The following is a 21,455-nucleotide window of genomic DNA, read 5'->3' on the forward strand; positions in this document are numbered from 1 at the left end:
GGTGCATTTTTGATGATCCAGACCGAACGGCTAACTTTGCGTAGTGCTAAATTAGAAGACACAAATGCGCTATTTGATGTCTTTGCTCATCCAGATGCAATGGCATATTGGGACACCCCGCCACATTCAAAGATCTCGCAAACTCAATATTTTGTCCAAGGCATGATTGATATTTCATCTGATCAGGGTGAAGATTTTGTTGTGGTGTTTGAAGATAAAGTCATTGGTAAAGCTGGTTTTTGGCGATTTCCGGAAATCGGATTTATTTTCCATCCGGAATATTGGAACAAAGGGTTGGCCAAAGAGGCAATACTTGCGCTGATCGATTACGGGTTTTCACATAAGAAACTTACGAAAATCACCGCAGATGTTGACCCGCGCAATGTAAGATCTTTGGGCCTATTAAAACGTCTCGGCTTTATCGAGACCCACCGGGCAACAAAAACTTTCAAAATTGGCGATGAGTGGGTCGATAGCGTCTATCTTTGTTTGAAGCATTCTAAATAGAGTAAATGTTTTCAGACTTAGCTTTAAAACAAGAAATTGCCGTGGTTATTGCGGTACGCAAAATACATCGCAATGTTTTGGATAATAAAAAATATCATTTCCAGCTTCAAAACCAGCTAGCTGGGTTTGTTCTTCGTTCACACGATAAAACTTGTAAGATTTGTCTTTGAAGAAAGCCTGTAGTGAAGACCGCATATCGTCGCTGGTAAATTTAGCGAGTTCAAATTTGATATAGGGGTTTTGTTGATCGATCAATGTCTCCAACTGCTTTAAAACAAGGTAATTTAGGCCCTCAACATCGATCTTGATATAACGTAACTTATTGAGGTCCTCAGCATATCGATCTTCTAAAAATGATAAGGGGTTCAAGCCATTGACTGGCATGGGAAATGTGTGACCATCCCGAAAACCAGCATTGCTTTTATCACCACCGTTGGACATGGATGCTTCAGAATACTTAAAGCTCATTTGAACATCTTCATCGGTGCAGGCAAATGGAAGCGCAATAATGTGTGCCAGATCAGTATTGATCGAGGCATTTTTGGCTAAAGTTGCAAATACAATCGGGTTTGGTTCAAAGGCAAACACCTTGCCTTTTGCGCCGCATGCCAACGCAATCGGTATTGTGCTATCGCCTATATGCGCACCTACATCGATGGCGGTATCACCTTCATTTATGAAGGATGATAGCTCAGCGATTTCATTGTTGTTGAGTTTTAAATCTACAGCTTTTGGTTCCCGCCATTGATAAAACTCAACATTGTTACCTTTGTGGGTTCCAATGGATGTTTTAATTGAGGGAAAAAACTTATAATTGGGACGCAGTCCGAACTTATAAAAGAATTCTTTTAATTTCATCGCATCCCCCATGTGATAATCTCACAATTATATGGTTTTGAGTGAAATGTCGAACTTTCGTAAGATGTTTTTTCTATGGTTAGGACACGGCGTGCTGTTCACGATTCCAAAAAGAAAATTGTCTCAATACTTCAATACTTTACCAGAATATCATAAGTTCTAATTGGCGAGATGGTTTATGTCTGATAGTGGTGAACACTTGAGCAGTTAAGCGGGTATGGAACCAAAATGATGACTAAACAAAATAACACAAAAGCCATCATTTTTATGGTCATCTCCATGTTCATGTTCGCAGCGACAGATACCTTAATCAAAGTTGTTGCAGGAGCTATTTCACCCGCACAAACCATCTTCTTTCTTACAACGGGCAGCTTGATCGTATTTGCGTCAATGGTAATTTATCAAGGTGATAATATTTGGAACAAACGTGCCATATCTAAAGTACTTATCATACGATATATCGCTGAAATTGTAGGATTAATCAGTATGGTTTTAGCTTTGTCACTGATTGATCTTTCCACCATTGGAGCTATCATACAATCAGTTCCGCTCTTAGTAACATTTGGCGCAGTATTATTGCTTGGCGAACGCGTTAGCTGGCGGCGGTGGAGCTCAATCATCATCGGGTTCATTGGTGTGTTGATGATTATTCAACCCGGTGCAGCGACATTTGATCCTGCGGTATTACTTGCGTTTAGCGCTGCGATTGCTCTTTCAATTCGTGATCTGACGACAAGGGTTACGCCAGATAATATGTCCTCTGCGAGCTTAGCTTGCTACACGATGATGGCCACAATACCGGTGCCCTTGCTTTGGATGATTTGGAAGGGGGAGAGCTTTGTACCACCTATTGCACATTTGCCATCGATCATCGCAATGATTTTGCTGGGCGCTTTTGGTTACTTGTTTATCATTGCATCAGTACGTGCTGCGGAAGTTTCTGTCGTGTCACCTTATCGATATTCAAGGCTCATCTTTTTGATGGCGTTTGGAATTATAATATTTGATGAAACCCCAGGGTTTTGGGTGCTATTAGGTGCCGCACTTATTGTGGCATCTGGCATCTATATGATGTGGCGCGAGCGAGTTGTGAAAGGTCAATGAGCAAGCTCTTCACATCTTAACAATCACATTGCCGCGTTTATGCCCGCTTTCAACGGCCGCATGGGCGCACATGATATCACTAAATGGATAAACATGTTCGATCACTGGCGTGAATTGCAGGTTACTCGCTAAATGTGCGAGCAATTCAATGTCATGACGCGTTGCTGTGGCAACTCCGCCGATGACACGCTTACCTTGCTTTCTCGCGCGTTTTGACATGCGTTCAAGCCCAATGGCTTGGGCAAAAGAGCCAAGTACCAAAACTAACCGGCCACCAGGTCGCAAAATACGCTCATATTCTTGTATTTTGATTTCAGCATTAGCGTTGAGGATCACATCATATTTCTCGCCGAGTTGAGTGGCGTTTTCCACTGTGTAATCAATCACATGATCTGCACCCAATTCTCGAACAATATCGAGATTGCGTGTGGAGCAAACACCGGTGACATCGGCGCCAAGATATTTGCCGATTTGAACAGCAGCTGAACCTACTGATCCAGAAGCGCCAATGATGAGCACTTTCTCACCCTGCTGCACTTTGGCTTTATCTCTTAAAAAACTTAGCGCTGTAGTCCCGCCGAAGGAGAGGGCAGCGGTATGTTCAAAGCTTAAGTTTTTCGGCTTTTTGGTGATCAACCCGTTTTGATCAAAGGCCCGATATTCAGCGTGACAACCAAACTCGGCATCGGCAAATGCGATAACTTGGTCGCCAACGACAAATTCAGTCACATCTTTGCCGGTATCAACGATCTCTCCTGAAAGTTCCGTTCCAAGGATTGGTTTGCGCGGACCGGTAAAACCAAAAATTAAACGACCCAATATCCCAAATCCTTTTGGTAAATTAAGAGAACGCGCCCGCCAGTCGCCAGAAGATACGCTGGCCGCACGAATGCGGATCAAAACCTCATGGTCTTTGATCTCTGGCACAGGAACCTCTTGGATGCCAACGACTATTGGCGGGCCGTATTTGGAATAGGTTGCGGCTTTCATTTTTGTTGGTTTTGGCAAACTCATTAAAAAGCTGTCTTTGGAAAATGTATTGCCGGAAAATGCATCTGGAGAATAGTGGTTGGTCATCAAACTATCTTTCAATATCAAGCCAACCCAATTAGTTGGCAAAAACGATCAGGAGTGCTCCACCTATCGAAGGGCTTTCAGGGGGATTAGTGCCCTGATAGGTGGAGCGGAGTGCAGCGTTCTGTCATAACCCGCATCGCTCGTTATAGAGTTTGTGGCTCCGAGCGAAGTTGTGGTCAGGCTATGCGACGCGCAACAACAAAACGGCAAGCGGGTTTGTGATTGTGGTCATCCGCTTCGAGAATTTCAAAACCGTTTTGTTTGATTTTTTCTTCAACTTCATCTCCCGTGATAAAGTTGACATAAGGTGCTTTGCCGATCAGCCTCATGAGGGGTACCATGATGTCGTAAAGCAGGCTCTGGTTTTTAAGGCATACTGTTTTGGAGATAAACAGGCCGCCAGGCTCAACCGATTGTTGAATGCGCGACAGCGCATCGTCTAAATCCGGTAAAAGATGTAAAAGTGATGATGCAAAAACCACATCGTAAGTTTCAAAGCTGGGAAGATCATCGACGCTGCTTTGCGCAAAAGTCACATTGTTTGTACCGTCGATTTCGCGCTTTTTCTCAGCGATATCGATCATTTCTTTTGAAAAATCCTGCGCTGTAATATGACGCACATGATCGGAAAGAATAAGCGATGTTGTGCCAGTGCCGCAGCCAAGTTCCAACATGTGGTCGCTCGGTTTTAAATGCGCTTTTGTGCGAGCAAGAGTGTGCTCATATGCTTTTGGGTCATCAACTGAGCGTGCTGCATACCGTGCTGCAATTTTATCCCAAAATAGAGATGCTTTGTGGTTAGCTGCTTTTTTGTCGGATGGCTTAGGGTTTGAACTGTTGTTGTATGTAAGAGCTGTCATATCATTGTCGCCTGATGAAATAGCTTGTTTTACGTCCTGATCCAAAGGTTTAACGGAAGAATGTGTCATGGGTGTTTCCCGTTTGTAAAGAAATGTAAAGTTTACCTATGACCAGGCGCCTAAGGTCATTTGTGTGTTTATTGTGGAATTTATACCAATGCGTAATGCAGCGGTAAATTGACTAATTTCGTAAGAGTGATATGCATATATGCATGGATTGGAAATCGGTAAAATTTGATTGGAACAGAGCGCGCGCTTTTTTAGTTACCGCAGAAGAGGGGTCTTTATCGGCTGCTGCAAAAGCACTTGGTATGGCCCAACCTACACTTGGGCGGCAGGTTGATGCGCTCGAAGAGGAGCTGGGGGTTGTACTTTTTGAGCGTTTGGGGCGCGGGCTTACACTCACCCCGTCCGGCCATGAGCTTTTATCACATGTGAGGAATATGGGTGAAGCTGCCAGCCAAATGTCGTTAGCGGCAACCGGACGATCAGAAGCATTAGAAGGTTCTATCTGTATTACAGCAACAGAAGTGACGGCGATCTACGACCTAGCACCAATTATCGCAAAATTGCGGAAAATTCATCCTGGTGTTGAAGTTGAAGTCGCAGCATCTGACGATAGCAAGGACTTGCGTCGCAGAGAGGCTGACATTGCCATGCGAAACTATCGCCCAAAAGAAAATGACCTGGTGGCGCGTAAGATCGGTGAAGAAGTCGCAATGTTATATGCTTCAGGGGACTATATTGAAAAATATGGCGTTCCGACTAAGTTGCGGGATCTTAAAAATCATAAATTTGTTGGCTTTGATTCATCCGATGAAATGGTAAAACAGCTGTCGAGTATCGGACTTGAGATCTCAGATGATAATATCGCGGTGCGCTCAGGCACCCATATGGTTCATTGGGAGCTGACAAAAGCAGGTGTCGGCATTGGCATTATGCCTGAGCGTGTTGGTGATTTAGAACCAAAGGTTCGTTCGCTTATGCCTAGTTTTCGCAAAATGGTCTATCCCGTGTGGCTGGTCGCACATCGCGAATTGCACACAAGTCGCCGCGTGCGCACGGTGTTTGATTTCATCGCGAGCGAATACGCAGCCAAGCGGCGTGGACTTTAGTACTCAAACTATTTTATTTAAGCTGCTATTGCCCTGCTAATAACGATGCATTTCCCCCCGCAGCTGTTGTATCAATACAAATATGCCGTTCAATGATACATTGCTGTGCCATATCGCGCGAAGTCATGAGTGGGATAATTGCCCCGGAGCGTTTTGCAAGCGCAATCCGTGCCAGATTTAAATCATCTTTATCAGACCATAGCGCAACGCCATCTATATGGCTTAATTCAGAAAGATGCTCTCTTGATAATAGCCCAGACATTGCGTTGTCTCCAACAGCATCAGGGGCAATCATAATGGCTTCGCAGCCATTGTTTTTAGCGATCACATATTGCGCTTTCGCATCATCCAGGCTTGGCCCCAAACATAATATGGTGCCTCGAGAGATGGTGGATAAACGGTTTGATTCCCCTGTAGGACCGGGCAAATCGGACGTAGATAATTTGCGTTGTGGCGTCTGAGCAAGCTGATTAAGCTTATCCTGTAATGCTTTTACATTTATTTGTGTGCCATTGATAACGGCATGGTTTTCTAGGCTTTTTGCCACGAATTTAGGAACGTAGTGCGGACCACCTGCTTTGGGACCGGTGCCAGACATGCCTTCGCCACCGAAAGGTTGCGAGCCAACAACAGCACCGATTTGGTTGCGATTAACATAGATATTGCCAACGTTCAGACGGCTTGTGATTTGTTCAACACGGTCATCAATGCGAGTGTGTAGGCCAAAAGTAAGTCCATAGCCACTGCCATTAATATCATCAACAATTTGATCAATTTGCTCAGCTTTGAATGTCGCAATATGTAAGACAGGTCCAAACACTTCTTTTTCTAAATCGCCAATGCCATCGACTGTAATCACAGATGGCGCAACAAAATGCCCAGTTTTTGGGGTGCTGAGTTGTTTTAACAATCTGCCATCCTGATGGGCATCTGCAATGTAAGAAGAGATGTGTTGCTGGGCATTATGGCTGATAGCGGGGCCAATGTCAGTTCTTATATCCCAAGGCTGTCCGATGGTAAGTTGTTCCATCGCGCCATATAACATGTCGATAAATTCCTCTGAGATATCTTCTTGAAGGTAAAGAATACGCAATGCGGAACAACGTTGGCCTGCGGATTGAAATGCCGATTCAACAATATCTTGAACGGCTTGTTCGGGCAGGGCAGTTGAATCGACGATCATTGCGTTTAAGCCACCTGTTTCAGCAATAAACAAAGCGTCTGGTGCAAGCGTTCCTGCCATTGCGTTGTTGATGAACTGCGCAACCGATGTGGAACCGGTAAAGCACACACCATCTATACGTTGATCAGATGTAATTTTAGCGCCAACAATTGTACCAGCACCTGGTAAGAGTTGGATCACGTCGTTAGGGACACCGGCTTTATGCATAAGCTTAACGGCAATATATGCTGTGATCGGAGTTGGGTCTGCAGGTTTTGCCAAGACGCTGTTTCCTGCAGCTAATGCAGCTGCGATCTGTCCGGTGAAAATTGCAAGCGGAAAGTTCCAAGGTGATATGCAGCTAATGATCCCGCGCGCTTGATCGCTATCAAGCGTTCTGGCTTGCGCAGCATAATACCTTAAAAAATCAACGGCCTCTCGAATTTCCGCAACTGTATCCAGCGGGGTTTTGCCCGCTTCTCGGCACAAGACTGCAAAGATTTCTCCAGCATTTTCTTCGTAAAGATCCGCAACAATGTTTAAGATTTCTGCCCGCTTGTCTGACGGAGTAGATTGCCAGTTTGAAGCAGAGCTAATTGCTGTTTCAACATCATGTTCATTGGCATGTACCACAGTGCCGACAATATCGTTGGGATCAGCGGGGTTTCGGACCTCAACTTTGTAAGATGCGTTAATAGGGCCAGATATGAGCGGTTCAGCCTTCCATTGGTGGTTTCTAAAGGGTGCTCTCACCTTATCAAACATAGTAAGATCATCGAAGTTTGATAAATCCCAACCTTGTGAGTTTTTCCGCTCAGGATGATATAAATCTCTTGGGTTAATGACGTTATTCGGCGATGTCGCAATATCAGAGTTGAGCTTATCGAATGGGTCACTCGCGACAATTTCTGCAGGGACATCTTCATCGACGATTTGATTGACAAATGAACTATTAGCGCCATTTTCTAACAAGCGCCGAACAAGATACGCCAACAGATCTCTGTGCGCACCAACAGGTGCGTATATCCGGTCTTTAACGCCTTGAGTTTTCAAGACCAAATCGTGCAAAGGTTCGCCCATGCCATGTAAACGTTGGAATTCAAAAACGGAATTGTCGTCTGATAGTTCCAAGATCGCAGCAATTGTATGCGCGTTATGAGTGGCAAATTGCGGATATATGCGATCGGTCATGGTCAAAAGCTGTTGGGCGCAGCAAATATAGGACACATCTGTATGTGCTTTTTGGGTGAAAACGGGAAAGTCATCGACGCCGTCTATTTGGGCGAGTTTGATTTCCGTATCCCAATAGGCACCTTTCACCAAGCGTACCATAATCTTGCGATCCAGCTCGATTGAAAGCGCATAAAGCCAATCAATCACAGCAGACGCGCGCTTGCCAAACGCCTGCACAACAACACCAAAACCGTCCCAGCCTTCAAGCTCTTTCGAGCGCAATACGCTCTCAATAATATCAAGAGATAAATCAAGACGATCCGCTTCTTCTGCATCAATATTCAATCCCATTTGTGCTGATTTTGCCAATATTGCAAGTTCACGCACGCGCGGGACTAATTCCTCCATCACACGTTCTTTTTTCGCCAATTCATATCTTGGGTGAAGTGCTGATAGTTTGATCGAAATCCCAGGATTTTTCGTAATGTCATCAGAATTTGAATGGCTTGTAAGTGCGCGAATGGCATCGCAATAAGCATGAAAAAACACAGTTGCATCTTTGTAGGTTAAAGCGGCTTCACCCAGCATGTCATAAGAATAAGTATATCCTATATCCTTCGATGGTTTACCGCGTTCGACAGCCTCTTGTATCGTTTCACCCAAAACAAATTGATGCCCCATTTCTTTCATCGCGCTTTGTACCGCAAGACGAATGACAGGTTCTCCCAACCGTTTAACCGCGCTATGCAAAAGATCAGCAATGCCATTGCCTTTGGGGTCTTTTAGTACTTTTCCCGACAGCATAAGTGCCCAAGTAGATGCATTGACCAATGATGAACTGGAGCTCCCTAAATGTTCGCCCCAGGAGGAGGGAGAGATTTTATCTTCAATCAGCTCATCAATTGTTTCGGCATCAGGAACACGCAACAATGCCTCAGCCAAACACATTAGGGCAACGCCCTCATCTGTGGATAGACCATATTCGGCCAAAAACACTTCCATCAATCCCGGGCGACCATCGGATCGGATGTTCTGAACCAAATCGATCGCCCGAGAATTTGTAGCTTGTCGCGTTTGCGCGCAAGGTTCATATTTTTGTCTCAGTTGAGATAAAACTTCAAACTCGTCCGCGCGGGCAAGTTTGCGGATCAAATTGCGATGGTTTTCCAAAATGGTCATAAAGCTAATCCTTTTAAAGTTATTATAAGGGTAGCATTTTTTGATCGGTCATTTTGACTTCTATCTACAATTTATTGTAACAATCGACCAAATAATTGTGAGAAGGTGGAGAAATTAATTTCAATGAGTATAAATTTAAGTCAGTTAGATCAATATGATTTGCGGATAATTGATGCGCTTTTAATTGATGGTCGCATGACGGTTACCGATTTGGCAAAGCATGTAGGTTTATCCAAAACTCCTTGTCAGGTGCGCATGCGACGTTTGATTGATGAAGGCTTTATTACCGGTTTTAGAGCAAGTGTTGATTATCAAAAACTTGAACGCGGTCACGTTGCTTTTGCGGAAGTGAAGCTGCGCGATACAACCAAGAACGCGCTTTTGAGTTTTAACAAAGCGGTGGAAGGCATTGCTGAGATTGAACAGTGCCACATGATTGCTGGACCTTTTGATTATTTGCTCAAAGTGCGCACAAAAGATATCAACGCCTATCGCGAAGTTTTGGGTGAAAAAATCTCAGCGCTTCCGCATGTTGCGAGTTCTTCAACTTATGTGGCGATGGAATCTGTAAAAGAAGACAAAGCTCCCAATAACTAGATACATGCCTTCGACCAGTTTTACTGGCAAAACTGCGTTATCTACGTTCACTTTGGCAGAAAAAATATCATTTGGATCACGATTTCAATCACATCAAAGAACAAAACTTAGCGTGAGGAATGAAATGTCTTGTTTATTGGATAAAAGGCTGCACGGATCTTGATATACTTTTTCGTAAAAATACGGTACTTATTCTGTGTGTAATACTATTTCGGATCCGCTAGCTAAGGTTTTAAAATGAATTTGTCATCGCCTGTCACAATTGTCCGAAATTATGAGGAGTTTACCGACGAATTCTTAAGCCAAGAAATTGATGCAGCCGAGTTTTCTCATCTTGATCATGTATGTGTTGCACATGAGATTCTGCTACGTTTTGATTTTTTAATGGCGGTACAAATTTATTCAGAATCCTTACATGCCATTGCGACAAAGGCCGGAGAAAATAATAAATTTAACCTCACAATCACACTTGCTTGTATGAGCATCATTTCGGAGCGAATGCAGCCTGGTGAGGACCTTCACAGTTTCATAAACGCCAACCAAGATCTGCTAGAACATAATTTTCTAAAAGAATATTACAGTGATGAACGGCTGACTTCACAAAGTGCCAAGGGTATGTTTTTGATGCCTGATAAGAACGGGTCGAGTATCTAATTTTTATTTTCGGGCAACATGCCGGTTTTTATTGATCACGTTCCATTACCAAAGTGTTCAAGCCAGGTTTTGGTGCGTGTTTCATCGCGCATTTCATAGGTGCTAATTGCTTTTTCAATATCAAGGTCATAATGCGTATGCATTGGTTTGTTTTCGCCAATATCGGTGATGCGCATCGTATACCATGCGGTTAAACCGCCTTCAGGGCTATGCGTAAATTTCGGAAATTCCGGTGCTAGATTCCCTCCCATTTGCCAATGATTTGGCAATGAAGGATCAAGAATAAGTGCGCGCGCCAAACCAATAAAATCGACGATGCCATTGTTCAAAGCATCAACGGCTTGAGCATGTGTTTTAAAACCGCCTGTTAACATCAAAGGCTTTGTGGTGATTTTGCGTGCTGCGCTGGCAAATTGAAGAAAGTAGGGGCCTTTACCTGCGCCATCTGATGCAGATTTAGCACCGGGAAAGTATGTGCCGCCGCTGATATCAATCAGATCAATTGATGTTTGATCGAGCGCTTTTATAACGACGAGTGCGTCATCTTGAGTTAACCCACCTTCAAGCTGATCAGATGAATTAAGTTTAACTGCAATCGGGAACTTGTCACCTACAGCTACCCGAACAGCGCTGATTGTTTCGATCAACAAACGCATGCGGTTTTCAATCGAGCCGCCATATTCATCATCTCTTGTATTAAACAAAGGGGATAAAAACTGGCTGAGTAAAAATCCATGTGCTGCATGTATTTGGATACCCCCAAATCCAGTTTGTTTTGCAAGTAAAGCTGATTTTGCAAATTGTGTAATCGTATCTTTGATTTCATCAACGCTAAGTGCTTGGCATGACAATCCGTCAAGATCGACCACGCTGGGACCTTTGGCTGTGCTGATGGGTGCATATGACAATGCACCGGCATGACCGAGCTGCAACCACAACTGATTTCCGTTTTTCTGCGCTTTTTTCGCAAGTTGCTCAAATCTATCGAGATCAGAATGATCGTTTAGTACCAAATTGCCAGGTTTTTCTGCAAAACCTGAAAACCCTTGAACTTCACCAATTATTGAAGCTGCAATGCCGCCATCCGCCCAACGCTCATAAAGCGTAATCTGCGCGTTAGATGGATGTCCTGTTCCATCGCCCAGTGAATCGGACATGGCTGATTTGATCAGCCTTGATTTTATCCTTTGTCCGCAAGGCAACGTATATGGGGAAAACATGACAACATCTGACATAATGAGGACCTAACTCTGTGTCGCTAAAATGGGAGGGCAACATTAATTGCGATGGTAGACAATGTTAAAACCTTCATCATCTGTTGGTGGAGAGAAGTGCTTGGATATCTGTGCAAACTGTTCCTCAGAAGCAGCAAATGGATGTTCACCCAAGGCATTTCGGTCGTGCAAACGCTCGATACATGTTTTGTCCGGCAAATCCAGAAAATGCAATTGATGCTCAGCTTTGCTCCCTTCGATGACGTTTTTCATCCAGGCACGTTGTGTCGGCGTGTTTGCCGGAAAATCCAATACAACGGAAACCCCAGCATTTAACAACGCAATCACATGAGGCGCCATGATATACTGCAGTTTGCTTGAACACCTGACATAGTCCGATATGGAGGTCATTTGATCAGAAAACAGCGTTGCGAGCCAATCATCCTCAGAGATAATCAGATGCCCGTCTTGGCTTCCCAGATTTGCTGCAAGCGTGGATTTGCCGGAGGCAATTTTGCCACACATTAAATGTAGGATGGGGGTGGCGTTCAGCATATTAAGTCCATTTATGTCTGAGTTTAATTTGGTCTATTTAGATGCGTGGTTTTGGTGCCGGTTCTCGATCCGCATCTCCAGAGTTAGGTTCCCCTTTCGGCTCAATCAAGAGGACTTTTACCTCTTTCTCCGCGCGTGGGCGATGCACAACGTTTTTCGGAACGATAAATAACTCGCCGGCCTTGACGATCTGAGGTTCTTCACCTTCGATATCCATGACCATTTCACCCTCAAGAACAAGAAAGAAATCATCAGTATTGTCGTGTTTATGAAAAGGAAACTCACCCTTAAACTTAACCACCATAACGTCATTATCATTATAATCTGCTACAACGTGCGGGTCCCAATGGGTCGAAAATTGGGCTAGTTTGTCACCAAGGTTGACGCTTTTCATATGTTCGCTCCTCATACGCAATATGGCCAAAGCTTAATGCGCTTGGGGTATTCCTTCAAGCAAACAAAATAATAAAATATGAGTTGTTTTATGCGGTTAAAAAATGCCGAGATGTGAATAATACAACAAGAAAAACGACGTTGACGGCATTGAAATACCAAGGGTCACCATGGGCAAAATGTGCGACAATTGCGGTGATTAGAAATATTGCTGAACCAATATAAGCCCATTCTTTTATAACGTTTGGGAAAAAAGGTAAGATCAAGACAAGACCCGCTGCCAATTTCATAACTGCCAATTGTATTCGAAAATGGTTTGGAAATCCTAATTCTTTGACGCCATCTATGGTGCCTTGATGAAAAAGATAGCTCAATGCGCTGGCACAAAGCATGGTTGATAAAAGGCTGGTCGATATCCAATAAATCATAACAATTCCAAGGTAAAAAGGCGCAGATAGAAATCAATCAGCGCCGTGATTTACTATTGATTGGCAACAGGTTGGAAGGGTTTGATGATCTCAACATCAACGCTTTTAATGCGTGCAAATCGTTCGGTCACATCATTTGTCAGGGTCCAATTATGCAATGTTTCAGCTTCAAGGCGCGTGCCGTCAGGCAATATTCCTTGCCAATCAAAACCGACAGTCAGCCTAATTTCTTCGTCATTGGTGGATCGCGCGGTAAAATTTTTTAAAGAGTGTGAACTCGCTGATACACTCGCCGCAGGACCTGTGAGCCAGGCTTCTAGGCCTTGAAAGTCGGTAATTACACCGCTTGAGAAGTTTAATGAAAATCCGTCTGCTAAAATTTCTTTTGCTGGTTCTGGGTTGCGGGCAGGGTCCTCGATGATCGCCAGCCAATAATGAACAACGCTTAACGCTCTGTTTGTTGCATAGGCATCGACATAGTTTTCTTTATCTGATGGTTTGTCGAGCGCAATTTCAATAGAAGAAAATTTTGGCAGTAATGCACCAGATGGAATTAGTTTTGTTGTGTAATCAAGTTCAGCGGCACGGAGCGAGCCATCTTCATTCGCTCCTTCATTTAGATAGGTAATGTGAGCATTCAGCGAAACCGAGCCATCTTCTTCAACACTTGTTTCAACCTTGTTGACCAGGTGGGCATTTTTCCAACTTGTCGGAAGTTGAGCTACCCGCTCGCGATAGGCTTGCGTTCCTTTTGCTTCGCCAAGAGTTGATTTGATAAATACATCAGGCGAAAGAATATCAATTGCGTTCTCAAGCCCGCCTTCAGCTCGTTCATAATATTGATACCAGCGATAAAACTGCGCTTTTGCCGCATGTTCCTTATAACCATTTTGGATTTCTCCATCGCTCATGCTTCCTGCAAAGGTGCTCGATGTTAAAGCCAGCACTGCTGCAACGGCTACGGCGACTTTTGAATGTTTGTTTGTGGGCATAACACAGTTCCATCTATTAATGAGTAGTTGCTCATTAATAGATGTGATTTCACCAAAGTCAATATCTTTTCGCTGAAAACATTTTTAGTGTTTTGAAATACTTGCCCAAACCAGAGAAAAGACTTCATCGAGTTGGTTTTGATCCGGTTCCACCCCTGATAAAGACGCTCGCTTAGCCAAAGAAATAGCAGGTGCCGCAAGCATGAGTTCGATGGATTTCGTACTAGCTTTAACCAAAGTGCCATCTTCAACACCTTGGTCAATTTGTTGCAAAATCTCATCACGCATTTCATCGAGCAAAGTTGTATCACGCATGCTTACGCGCGCTTCGGGCGCTAGCATTTCAACAAACAAAAAGTCTTGCGGCGCCTGAATTGCATATTCAACCAGACCAAACCACATGGCACGGATTTTATCCTGTGTCGATTGCTCAGCATGGGTAGCGCGCATAATCGCATGGTGAATATCTGTTTTAACGGCAAGATAAACGGCAAACAGCAAATCGTCTTTCGTTTCGTGAAATCGATATATCGTACCCACAGAAACACCAGCGCGTTTGGCAATTTTGTTGACAGACACTGCGGTTGAGCCCACAGCAGACACCTCAGCCACAGTAGCTTTTCGAATATCTTGTTCTTTGTTTCCCGAAACCGGACGTGCCATATGTCTTAATTCCCTAATGCGGTATCGCTATCATTTAATGGCGCATAATAAAAGCTGATTGCTATGTACTATGTGGTTATATTCCATGACATGTCTTTAGCCTCTGTTAAACGTGCTTTGCTAGATTGTGAGCGCAAGTTGAGTTTGAGTATAAAGGCGTATCATGAGAATTTTCTATCTGATCGCATTATTGGTGTTGTCAAAAAGCGCTTATGGTATGGGCACTGCGCAGGATTGCGCGCGTATGTTTGTCGATACTGAACGCCTTGCTTGTTATGATATCTTGTTCCAGCCTAAGGAAGAAAAAGACGAGGAAGAATTACCCATCGTTTGGGAGTTTATCAACCATAATGGCCGCGATGTTTTAACGATCATTGGTGATGACAATGTATTAACTCGCAATGGGCCCGAGCGTGCTGATTTGCATATCGGATGCATCGATGATCAAATTTCATTATATCTCGATTTCTTCAGGCGAATGGATATTAACGGATACGGCTATCAAAAAGTCTATTACAAGGTCAATGATCGCGTTCTCAAGGTCATGAGGATGAGCCTGTCTAAATCACAAAAAATGATTGGCGTTTGGGATTCTGAAGTCACCAAATCGGTTATTACTGATCTTATAGAGGGCGAGGAATTGGTCGTAAGAGCTGTACAAGCCAATCATGAGGTCTCAATTGCGACATTTAATGTGAGAGGCCTTAAAAAGGTCATTAGACCTATTGCAAATGAATGCGGTGCAACGTCTTAAACTACATAGAATTCAATTTATTAGACTGATTGTTTGAATCTAAAAATCATATCTTAAAGATAAAATCCCTTCTACAACATTATCATCCTTACGCAACTGTACGCCATCTAAAATGACATCTGCATCCTTGTAGTTGATGCCAAGATTGACAGATGCACCACGGGCAAAGTCATAGCGTGCTCCAAGAGCTGCTGAGAGAGAGTTTTGTCCTCTCAATTGTCCGTATTGAGCATCTGCTGACACGCTTACAACTCCAATTTTAGTTTGCGCACCAGCTGAGACAAACCATCGATTTGCGCTACTAAGAGGTCCCTTTATTTGCTCGATCCCGCCGCCAAAGCTGTAAAGGCTGCTTCCGTAAATGAGCTCTGCAATGCCCTGTGCTGCAATTGTATCTAACTTGAAATTGCTACCTGTTGGACTGAGCTGAGCACTCGTTAAGCGAAGCGCATATTTGTGTTCAAGCGTTTGAACCGGTCGCTGGAAGATAAAGCCAAGTTCAAACTTCCCGTTCTCATCGACGGCCAAGCCTGTCCGATAGGGGCCATGTCGCGAAAGATGCGCTACAGACCACCGCGCTAACTGACCCCAATTACCATCATAAGCCAGATCCGCATTGCCAACCCCGGATGTCCTAGACATGCTTTCGCGCAACATGTCTGACACATTACCCAAATATAGCGAACCTAAAAATCCGGTCGCGGATAAAATAACTTTGTCGGTGAATTGGTCGCTGTTCAAATAATCGTATTCAGCCGCGTAAGACGCTGCGACCTTCAAAGAGTTTACCAGCTGGGTTTCAGCTTTCACTTCAAAGGCACCACGAAATCCCAATTCAACTTTCTTGTCAGTACTAGAGGATTGCACAGGCAACTCAACCGAGCCACGAAGCGAAAGCGTCGTATCACCAATCTGCGTTGCTAACGGTTCTTCCACCATAGAAATTTGGTCATAAAACAACCGCCGTTCCTGACCTTGCGCATGGGGTGCAATCGCTGTGAGAACAAGGCTCGCGCACAATGTGGTTTTAAATAGAGGAGCCATTATCGAGCCCTTTCTGGAAACAAACTGTGAAAGGCCTGGTGCGCAATCCCATAACCTGCACGCACCGCTTCTGTATGATCTTTTTGCCAGTGAACACCGCCATATATGCGGCTCATGCCATTCTCATCATTGATCTGGCTCAAACTCGACCAATGACGCGTAACGCCTTTAATTTGCGGCCATATAACTTGATCCGGTGGTTGACCATTAATTGATATGCGATTACTTCCATTCAGTAATTCGATCATTTTCGTTCCGGCAGCACCAAATGTCGAATGACCGGAGGTGTAAGAGGGAAATTCAGGTGTCGGTAAATAGCTCTGCCAATTACGTTGAGCGTAAAGGCGCTGATATTGGTTTTGAAATTCAGGTGCGCGTGAGCGAATGGCTGTTTCCGGCCTGATAATGTCGTAGTGGTATTTACTGTCCCATGCAGAAATAGATGCGTCACACTGGGTCATACCCAAAAGTGCAAAAGCGCGCGCCATTTCGATAAAGCTCATACCTTTATGCTGAAGCACTTGCATGGCAATCTGAAGGAAATGTCCGGGCGGAGTAATACCCCATGGCCCATCCTCCCAAAATAGCGCGATTTCTTCTTGATCTTTGGTTCTAATCGCTGAGCTTTTGCCGCCGATAGCCTTGATATAGTTATATTCTTCCGCAAATTCTGAGCCGCGAACATCGTAAAACGGAGCCGCGCGAAATTGATCAGAGCTGCGCATCGTCCAAGGTGTAATTTTGCCTTGCCCAGGAAACAATCCGCGCGCAAAACTACCAAAGGCTGGTCCTGGTTTTGAGCTATAAAAAGGTCCTGTTGGTGACCATTTAATTGCACCGGTCTGGCGTTTGTATCGCCCCAGATAATAGTTGACTTCGCTGGGTTCTGACCCATCATCGACCCGCATTCTAAGTAGGTGCTTGCCAACATGGCGCCCCCAAGAGATCGCGTTTTCCTTTGCCACACCATTTGGAAACTTACGATAAAAATCAGATGTCTCAGCCAGGAAAGGGGTCTCCATCAAATCTGCAGCAGTTGTTGCAAATGCGCTTGCATAGGCGACTTCTGCCAGACCTTCAAATGGGCCCTCTGGCAATCTGAAATGTTCCTCGTAACGTTTTTCCAACCCGTTGGCTGCTAAAAAGCCAGCGGTTAATGGCATAGCAAGAACGACCGCTGCTCGAGGTGGTGGGGTGCGTTGTTCTCGAATTTGTTGGAGAAGAATATCAAGCCAATGAAATACTGTATTGTGATGGCGTGGATGAATAATCTTCGAAATGTAAGAAGATTTAGACCCATAAGGAGACGCGCATGCGCCAAGTCCCGTAGCTGACGCGACAGCAAGTGTTTTGCAGAAGTTTCTACGTGATAATGTCATGCTAATCAGTAATGCCCTTAATCCCTGTGTAATATGGATATTTATGGTTAATAAAATCTAAAATTGTTACGCAGAGGGGGTAGAAAAAATGAGTATTTATTGTAGGTATTTTGTAATAAAAATTCTATTTTTAGTTGTGTTGTAGATCGACATTTCACATACCTCAAAAGCCACAATGTTCCGCAGGGTTCAAAGGACAGAAATGAGTTCTTTGAAGTTTATGATTTATAATCATTTCAACAATAGAGAAAATTTTAACAATTGATTTTACATCGATGTAATGTGTGCTTGTTAAGTTCCGGTCTCGTAGAGTGGCGCACCGAGTTTTATAATCGTTAGATCGTTTCTAGCGAAGTTTTATGAATTGCCTCACAAAACGAAGTGTTATCAGAACGTGCGGGCTATGACGATTAATCGACATCGAAATATAAAACATGCAAAACCAATTGCATGGGTGGGTTGCGCTTTCGCAATATTAGCGTTGGTGTTTGTTTTTAAATATGATCAGGTAATTGATCGAGGCGAAATCGATGCATATCCTGAATTTGGTATTGATCCAATTACAACGTCATCACTGCGCGGTGCGAGCGTCATTCATACAGTGTCAAATGGGCAACTGCTGCGCCTTGCAAATGCGCAAGTTCCTACCAATGCAGCATATACATCCGATCAGCTCGACGCAAAAATCAACCAGTTGAACGAACTCGAAGCCTTAAATTCAAAATGCTTTCGCGTCACACCTTATGATGTAAGCCCAATCAGATCTCAGGATTGGCGAAATATCGATTACGAATTGGTCAGCAAATATATCGATGATGGTATTCCAGAAAATACCGGGGTATCTCGGGAAAAGCTGATGGCAGATATTTGGCTTGTACGAGAGGCGGCACTGCAAGCTGAAGGAACGCCGCAGCGTTTTCGTACGTTTGGGCTATATTTGCTTCAGGTGCAAAATACATTGATTGACGCACATAAACACTTTGGTGACGATGGATATAAATGGGCTCGAAAACTGGTGCAAACAGAGTATGACTTTGAATTGGCTGAACATATTCAAGAGATCATCCCATCTAAGTTTTACACAAGACGATTGAACCAAAATATGCAATTATTTGCACAGGATGTAACTCAGTTTATCCCATGTAGTATCCGTGCAAAACAGGTTTTGACCGAGCGTTCCTCTGGCTCTTAAATATATGACGTTGAAGGTCAAAAGCTCTGATAGCTAGTTTGTAATAAAAAATTTACTCAAAAGATTTATTAGTGTTTAACCGCCGATCAATGATCTGATCGATCATTATTTGGGTGGCGAAGAGAAATAAGCGAAACTTGATCCTCATAATTTCAAGTGAGCAAGAAGATTTTTTAGTGTCATGGTGCCATACAAAAAGTCATATGAGTTCATTATGCGTCACCGCGGTTTGGTATTATTTATCACCGCTATTTGCTTGTTGGGTGGACAAATTGCGACAATGAGTATGCTCGCTGAGGATAATGAAATTGTCCTTGCTGAATCATATCGGCTAGATATGTCAGGTGGTGTGAGTTCCGAATTTGGCAAAGTGGATAAAAAAGCACTCGATGCGTTTGAAAAATCTGAGCAGGAAGCAAAATCACAGCAACAAGCTGACAAAACTGCCGAGAAAAAGTCAAATGTAGCTGCGAAGAATAAAGACAAAAACAAAAGCAATGTAAAAGAAATGATGGCGCAGGAGCAGCAAAACTCGCCACATCCTTTAAAAGATAAAATCGCGGATCTCAGCTCATCCAATCCGCTCAGTGTAAAATGCTTTGGAACAAAGCCATATACCAAGATCGCTGACGGCTCAAAAGCGTTTGAGAGCATCAAAGGTGGAATGGTTCAAAAACTCGTTGAAGAACGCGAATTCTCTGACAAACTTACATCGCCAGAGAGTATTGTTGCCCGTATGTGGCTCGCAAGACAGCGGGCACTTCAAGCAGAAGGTGGTCAAACACATCTCGCAGCATTGGGTAACTATCTTGTCGTTGCGCAACGCACACTCAAAGATGCGCATCAATATTATGGTGATGAGGGGCTTGATTGGGCAAAAACACTGTTAAATACAAGGGCGGACAAACGTGTTCTTCAACAGATCAAAATCCGTGTCCCAAGCAAGCGTTTTACACGTAAACTCAACCAGAAAATGCAGTTATTGCTAGACCATCCGGATGACTTTATACCTTGTACCAAGCGTGCAGAGCAGCAGTTTGGCATGCAGGCGTCTGCACAATTGTAAGAGTTGTGAAATTTGATTGGAGCTAGATGGAAAGTTCCATAACAAAATCATCCATTACATAACCACCGCCGATGTCGGTAAGGGCAGTACCGGTTTTTTCAAAACCCATTTTTTCATAAGCGGCAATTGAATGCGTGTTGTTTTTGTTGACCGTTAAACGAATGCTATTCAGGTCAAGATCATCTGCTAAATCTACAAGATAGCCGATTGCCATGCGGCCAATTCCTCGGCTGCGCTCTGATGAAAGAATGTAGAGTTTTGAAAGTTGTAATACGCCATTTCCTTCGTCTTTGTGCGGTTGCACACCCATATAACCAATGGCACGACCTTGATGTTTGATAAGGAAATAAAGATGTCCCTGATCGTTGATCTCATCAGCAATGACGTCTTTTGAATGAAAATGCTCCAGCATATAGCTGACCTGGTCTGTTCCGATCATAGGCGCATAGTGTTCGTGCCAAATAGCTTTAGCAAGTTTGACTATCGTTTTAATATCACCTTGAGAATGAACAGGTTCAATCATCTATGCGCGCACCTTTATACTGACTCTTATGTTAAGTTTACACTGCAAATGTGACGAGTACAAACTATTCGTTTCCTTCAATCTTCGATGGGAGGTTAAGGCGCGGCCAGTTCTTTATATACGCCCAATAACACACAGCGAAAATCGCTGCATTGATGGTAAGAACGCTCAAAAGCTCAAAATCTAATAAATTGGCCGCTCGGTTTGGATTGTCACTCGATAAAAATTGCCCAGCTAAATAAAGTAAATTGGTGCCCAGCGCGATTGCAACTATCGTTATGAACGATTTGGCCTTCGTTAAAATTACGATTACCGCAAATACGGGCGTGATAAGCGCAAGATAAAACATCAATATGAAAATTGACATTCCCATGCCGCCTGCGTCCACATTGCCCAATAAAATATACAACAAAAACATGCTGAAAACAGCCACAGGCCCGAGCAATAGTGCGCAAATACGTTGGGCCAAATTGACCCTCTTAACTTCGCGCCAGAGCTTGAATTTCAGTATGACCAAAATTGCTAGGGCAATAAAAAAAGGTGCAAAATTGCTAAATAGGTTGAGTTCCATTGGCGTAGACTAGTCGCAAGCTGCCGTGACGATGATTTCAACTAGCAATTCTGGTCGTGCTAGTTTTGCCTCGCCACACGCACGGGCAGGGGCATGACCTTCTGGTACCCACGCATCCCACACTTCGTTCATCTCGGCAAAGTATTTCATATCAGATACCCAGATTATCGCCTGCAGAATTCTATCTCTTGAAGAACCAGCTTGTGCCAGTAACGCATCAACTTTATCCAACATGTCGCGGGTTTGTTGTGCTGCAGAAACTGCTTGTCCTTTTTCGACATTGCCGACTTGTCCACAAAGATACGCAACACCGTTATGTTTAACGATTTTACTCATCCGTTTTGCGGTTTCAATTCGAGTGATACTGGAAGAGTTCTCGTTTGGCATGCTCGCTC

23 protein-coding genes are annotated in these 21,455 nt (G+C 43.8%); 8 read left to right on the forward strand and 15 right to left on the reverse strand.

The genetic code is table 11. The annotated features are described in order from the left end of the window. Nucleotides 1–12: 12 nt before the first annotated feature. Entirely contained in the window at nucleotides 13–507 is a 495-nt protein-coding gene (locus tag ACZ1GZ_RS10100) for a GNAT family N-acetyltransferase (protein WP_472664740.1), read from the forward strand. A 45-nt stretch (nucleotides 508–552) separates the two neighbouring features. On the opposite strand, the gene ACZ1GZ_RS10105 is transcribed toward ACZ1GZ_RS10100, so the two are convergent. After that, entirely contained in the window at nucleotides 553–1,365 is an 813-nt protein-coding gene (locus ACZ1GZ_RS10105; RefSeq protein ID WP_472664741.1) for an FkbM family methyltransferase, read from the reverse strand. A 228-nt stretch (nucleotides 1,366–1,593) separates the two neighbouring features. On the opposite strand from ACZ1GZ_RS10105, the gene ACZ1GZ_RS10110 reads away from it, so the two are divergent. Then, complete coding sequence (locus tag ACZ1GZ_RS10110) at nucleotides 1,594–2,469, forward strand: DMT family transporter (protein WP_472664742.1); 876 nt, start codon at nucleotides 1,594–1,596, stop codon at nucleotides 2,467–2,469. A gap of 9 nt (nucleotides 2,470–2,478) precedes the next feature. Here the strand turns inward: ACZ1GZ_RS10110 and ACZ1GZ_RS10115 are convergent, their stop codons facing one another. Then, a complete protein-coding gene (locus tag ACZ1GZ_RS10115) occupies nucleotides 2,479–3,546 on the reverse strand; it encodes an NAD(P)-dependent alcohol dehydrogenase (protein ID WP_472664743.1) in 1,068 nt (355 codons plus the stop codon). Nucleotides 3,547–3,722: 176 nt separating this feature from the next. Further along, complete coding sequence (locus ACZ1GZ_RS10120) at nucleotides 3,723–4,475, reverse strand: methyltransferase domain-containing protein (RefSeq protein WP_472664745.1); 753 nt, start codon at nucleotides 4,473–4,475, stop codon at nucleotides 3,723–3,725. Nucleotides 4,476–4,618: 143 nt separating this feature from the next. Here ACZ1GZ_RS10120 and ACZ1GZ_RS10125 point away from each other — a divergent pair, with 143 nt between their 5' ends. After that, nucleotides 4,619–5,521: a LysR family transcriptional regulator gene (locus ACZ1GZ_RS10125; protein WP_472664746.1), complete on the forward strand. Its 903-nt coding sequence runs from the start codon at nucleotides 4,619–4,621 to the stop codon at nucleotides 5,519–5,521. Between the two features lie 25 nt (nucleotides 5,522–5,546). On the opposite strand, the gene putA is transcribed toward ACZ1GZ_RS10125, so the two are convergent. Further along, nucleotides 5,547–9,035 (reverse strand): bifunctional proline dehydrogenase/L-glutamate gamma-semialdehyde dehydrogenase PutA, encoded by a 3,489-nt coding sequence (gene putA, locus ACZ1GZ_RS10130; protein WP_472664747.1) that lies wholly within the window; start codon nucleotides 9,033–9,035, stop codon nucleotides 5,547–5,549. 123 nt (nucleotides 9,036–9,158) lie between these two features. On the opposite strand from putA, the gene ACZ1GZ_RS10135 reads away from it, so the two are divergent. Beyond that, nucleotides 9,159–9,632 carry an Lrp/AsnC family transcriptional regulator gene (locus ACZ1GZ_RS10135; protein ID WP_472664748.1) on the forward strand — a complete coding sequence of 158 codons (474 nt, stop codon included), beginning with the start codon at nucleotides 9,159–9,161 and terminating at the stop codon, nucleotides 9,630–9,632. 237 nt (nucleotides 9,633–9,869) lie between these two features. Beyond that, nucleotides 9,870–10,286 carry a hypothetical protein gene (locus ACZ1GZ_RS10140; RefSeq protein WP_472664749.1) on the forward strand — a complete coding sequence of 139 codons (417 nt, stop codon included), beginning with the start codon at nucleotides 9,870–9,872 and terminating at the stop codon, nucleotides 10,284–10,286. A 35-nt stretch (nucleotides 10,287–10,321) separates the two neighbouring features. Here ACZ1GZ_RS10140 and ACZ1GZ_RS10145 read toward each other — a convergent pair whose 3' ends face one another. From ACZ1GZ_RS10145 to ACZ1GZ_RS10170, 6 genes are all read right to left on the reverse strand, one after another. Continuing rightward, nucleotides 10,322–11,521, reverse strand: coding sequence for an NADH:flavin oxidoreductase/NADH oxidase family protein (locus ACZ1GZ_RS10145; RefSeq protein ID WP_472664750.1), 1,200 nt, complete (start codon nucleotides 11,519–11,521; stop codon nucleotides 10,322–10,324). 42 nt (nucleotides 11,522–11,563) lie between these two features. Then, nucleotides 11,564–12,055: a P-loop nucleotide/nucleoside kinase family protein gene (locus ACZ1GZ_RS10150; RefSeq protein WP_472664751.1), complete on the reverse strand. Its 492-nt coding sequence runs from the start codon at nucleotides 12,053–12,055 to the stop codon at nucleotides 11,564–11,566. A gap of 37 nt (nucleotides 12,056–12,092) precedes the next feature. Continuing rightward, the gene (locus tag ACZ1GZ_RS10155) at nucleotides 12,093–12,449 is read right to left on the reverse strand and encodes a cupin domain-containing protein (RefSeq protein ID WP_472664752.1); all 357 of its coding nucleotides are present in this window, start codon (nucleotides 12,447–12,449) and stop codon (nucleotides 12,093–12,095) included. A gap of 88 nt (nucleotides 12,450–12,537) precedes the next feature. Beyond that, a complete protein-coding gene (locus ACZ1GZ_RS10160) occupies nucleotides 12,538–12,876 on the reverse strand; it encodes a DoxX family protein (RefSeq protein WP_472664753.1) in 339 nt (112 codons plus the stop codon). Nucleotides 12,877–12,929: 53 nt separating this feature from the next. After that, nucleotides 12,930–13,868: a hypothetical protein gene (locus tag ACZ1GZ_RS10165; RefSeq protein ID WP_472664754.1), complete on the reverse strand. Its 939-nt coding sequence runs from the start codon at nucleotides 13,866–13,868 to the stop codon at nucleotides 12,930–12,932. An 84-nt stretch (nucleotides 13,869–13,952) separates the two neighbouring features. Then, nucleotides 13,953–14,531, reverse strand: a complete 579-nt coding sequence (locus ACZ1GZ_RS10170; RefSeq protein WP_472664755.1) for a TetR/AcrR family transcriptional regulator — start codon at nucleotides 14,529–14,531, stop codon at nucleotides 13,953–13,955. A gap of 163 nt (nucleotides 14,532–14,694) precedes the next feature. On the opposite strand from ACZ1GZ_RS10170, the gene ACZ1GZ_RS10175 reads away from it, so the two are divergent. Further along, nucleotides 14,695–15,285 (forward strand): hypothetical protein, encoded by a 591-nt coding sequence (locus ACZ1GZ_RS10175; RefSeq protein WP_472664756.1) that lies wholly within the window; start codon nucleotides 14,695–14,697, stop codon nucleotides 15,283–15,285. 39 nt (nucleotides 15,286–15,324) lie between these two features. On the opposite strand, the gene ACZ1GZ_RS10180 is transcribed toward ACZ1GZ_RS10175, so the two are convergent. After that, a complete protein-coding gene (locus ACZ1GZ_RS10180) occupies nucleotides 15,325–16,329 on the reverse strand; it encodes a hypothetical protein (RefSeq protein WP_472664757.1) in 1,005 nt (334 codons plus the stop codon). Next, the gene (locus ACZ1GZ_RS10185) at nucleotides 16,329–17,708 is read right to left on the reverse strand and encodes a vanadium-dependent haloperoxidase (protein ID WP_472664758.1); all 1,380 of its coding nucleotides are present in this window, start codon (nucleotides 17,706–17,708) and stop codon (nucleotides 16,329–16,331) included. Before ACZ1GZ_RS10185 ends, ACZ1GZ_RS10180 begins: the two co-directional genes overlap by 1 nt. Before the next feature lie 403 nt (nucleotides 17,709–18,111). On the opposite strand from ACZ1GZ_RS10185, the gene ACZ1GZ_RS10190 reads away from it, so the two are divergent. Then, a complete protein-coding gene (locus ACZ1GZ_RS10190; protein WP_472664759.1) occupies nucleotides 18,112–18,900 on the forward strand; it encodes a hypothetical protein in 789 nt (262 codons plus the stop codon). A gap of 214 nt (nucleotides 18,901–19,114) precedes the next feature. Then, nucleotides 19,115–19,966, forward strand: coding sequence for a hypothetical protein (locus ACZ1GZ_RS10195; protein ID WP_472664760.1), 852 nt, complete (start codon nucleotides 19,115–19,117; stop codon nucleotides 19,964–19,966). A gap of 22 nt (nucleotides 19,967–19,988) precedes the next feature. On the opposite strand, the gene ACZ1GZ_RS10200 is transcribed toward ACZ1GZ_RS10195, so the two are convergent. From ACZ1GZ_RS10200 to ACZ1GZ_RS10210, 3 genes are all read right to left on the reverse strand, one after another. Beyond that, a complete protein-coding gene (locus ACZ1GZ_RS10200) occupies nucleotides 19,989–20,489 on the reverse strand; it encodes a GNAT family N-acetyltransferase (protein ID WP_472664762.1) in 501 nt (166 codons plus the stop codon). 64 nt (nucleotides 20,490–20,553) lie between these two features. Continuing rightward, the gene (locus ACZ1GZ_RS10205; protein ID WP_472664763.1) at nucleotides 20,554–20,958 is read right to left on the reverse strand and encodes a hypothetical protein; all 405 of its coding nucleotides are present in this window, start codon (nucleotides 20,956–20,958) and stop codon (nucleotides 20,554–20,556) included. Between the two features lie 111 nt (nucleotides 20,959–21,069). Beyond that, nucleotides 21,070–21,447: a RidA family protein gene (locus tag ACZ1GZ_RS10210; RefSeq protein WP_472664764.1), complete on the reverse strand. Its 378-nt coding sequence runs from the start codon at nucleotides 21,445–21,447 to the stop codon at nucleotides 21,070–21,072. Nucleotides 21,448–21,455 lie beyond the last annotated feature (8 nt).

Source organism: Lentilitoribacter sp. JB5-8 (assembly GCF_055693385.1).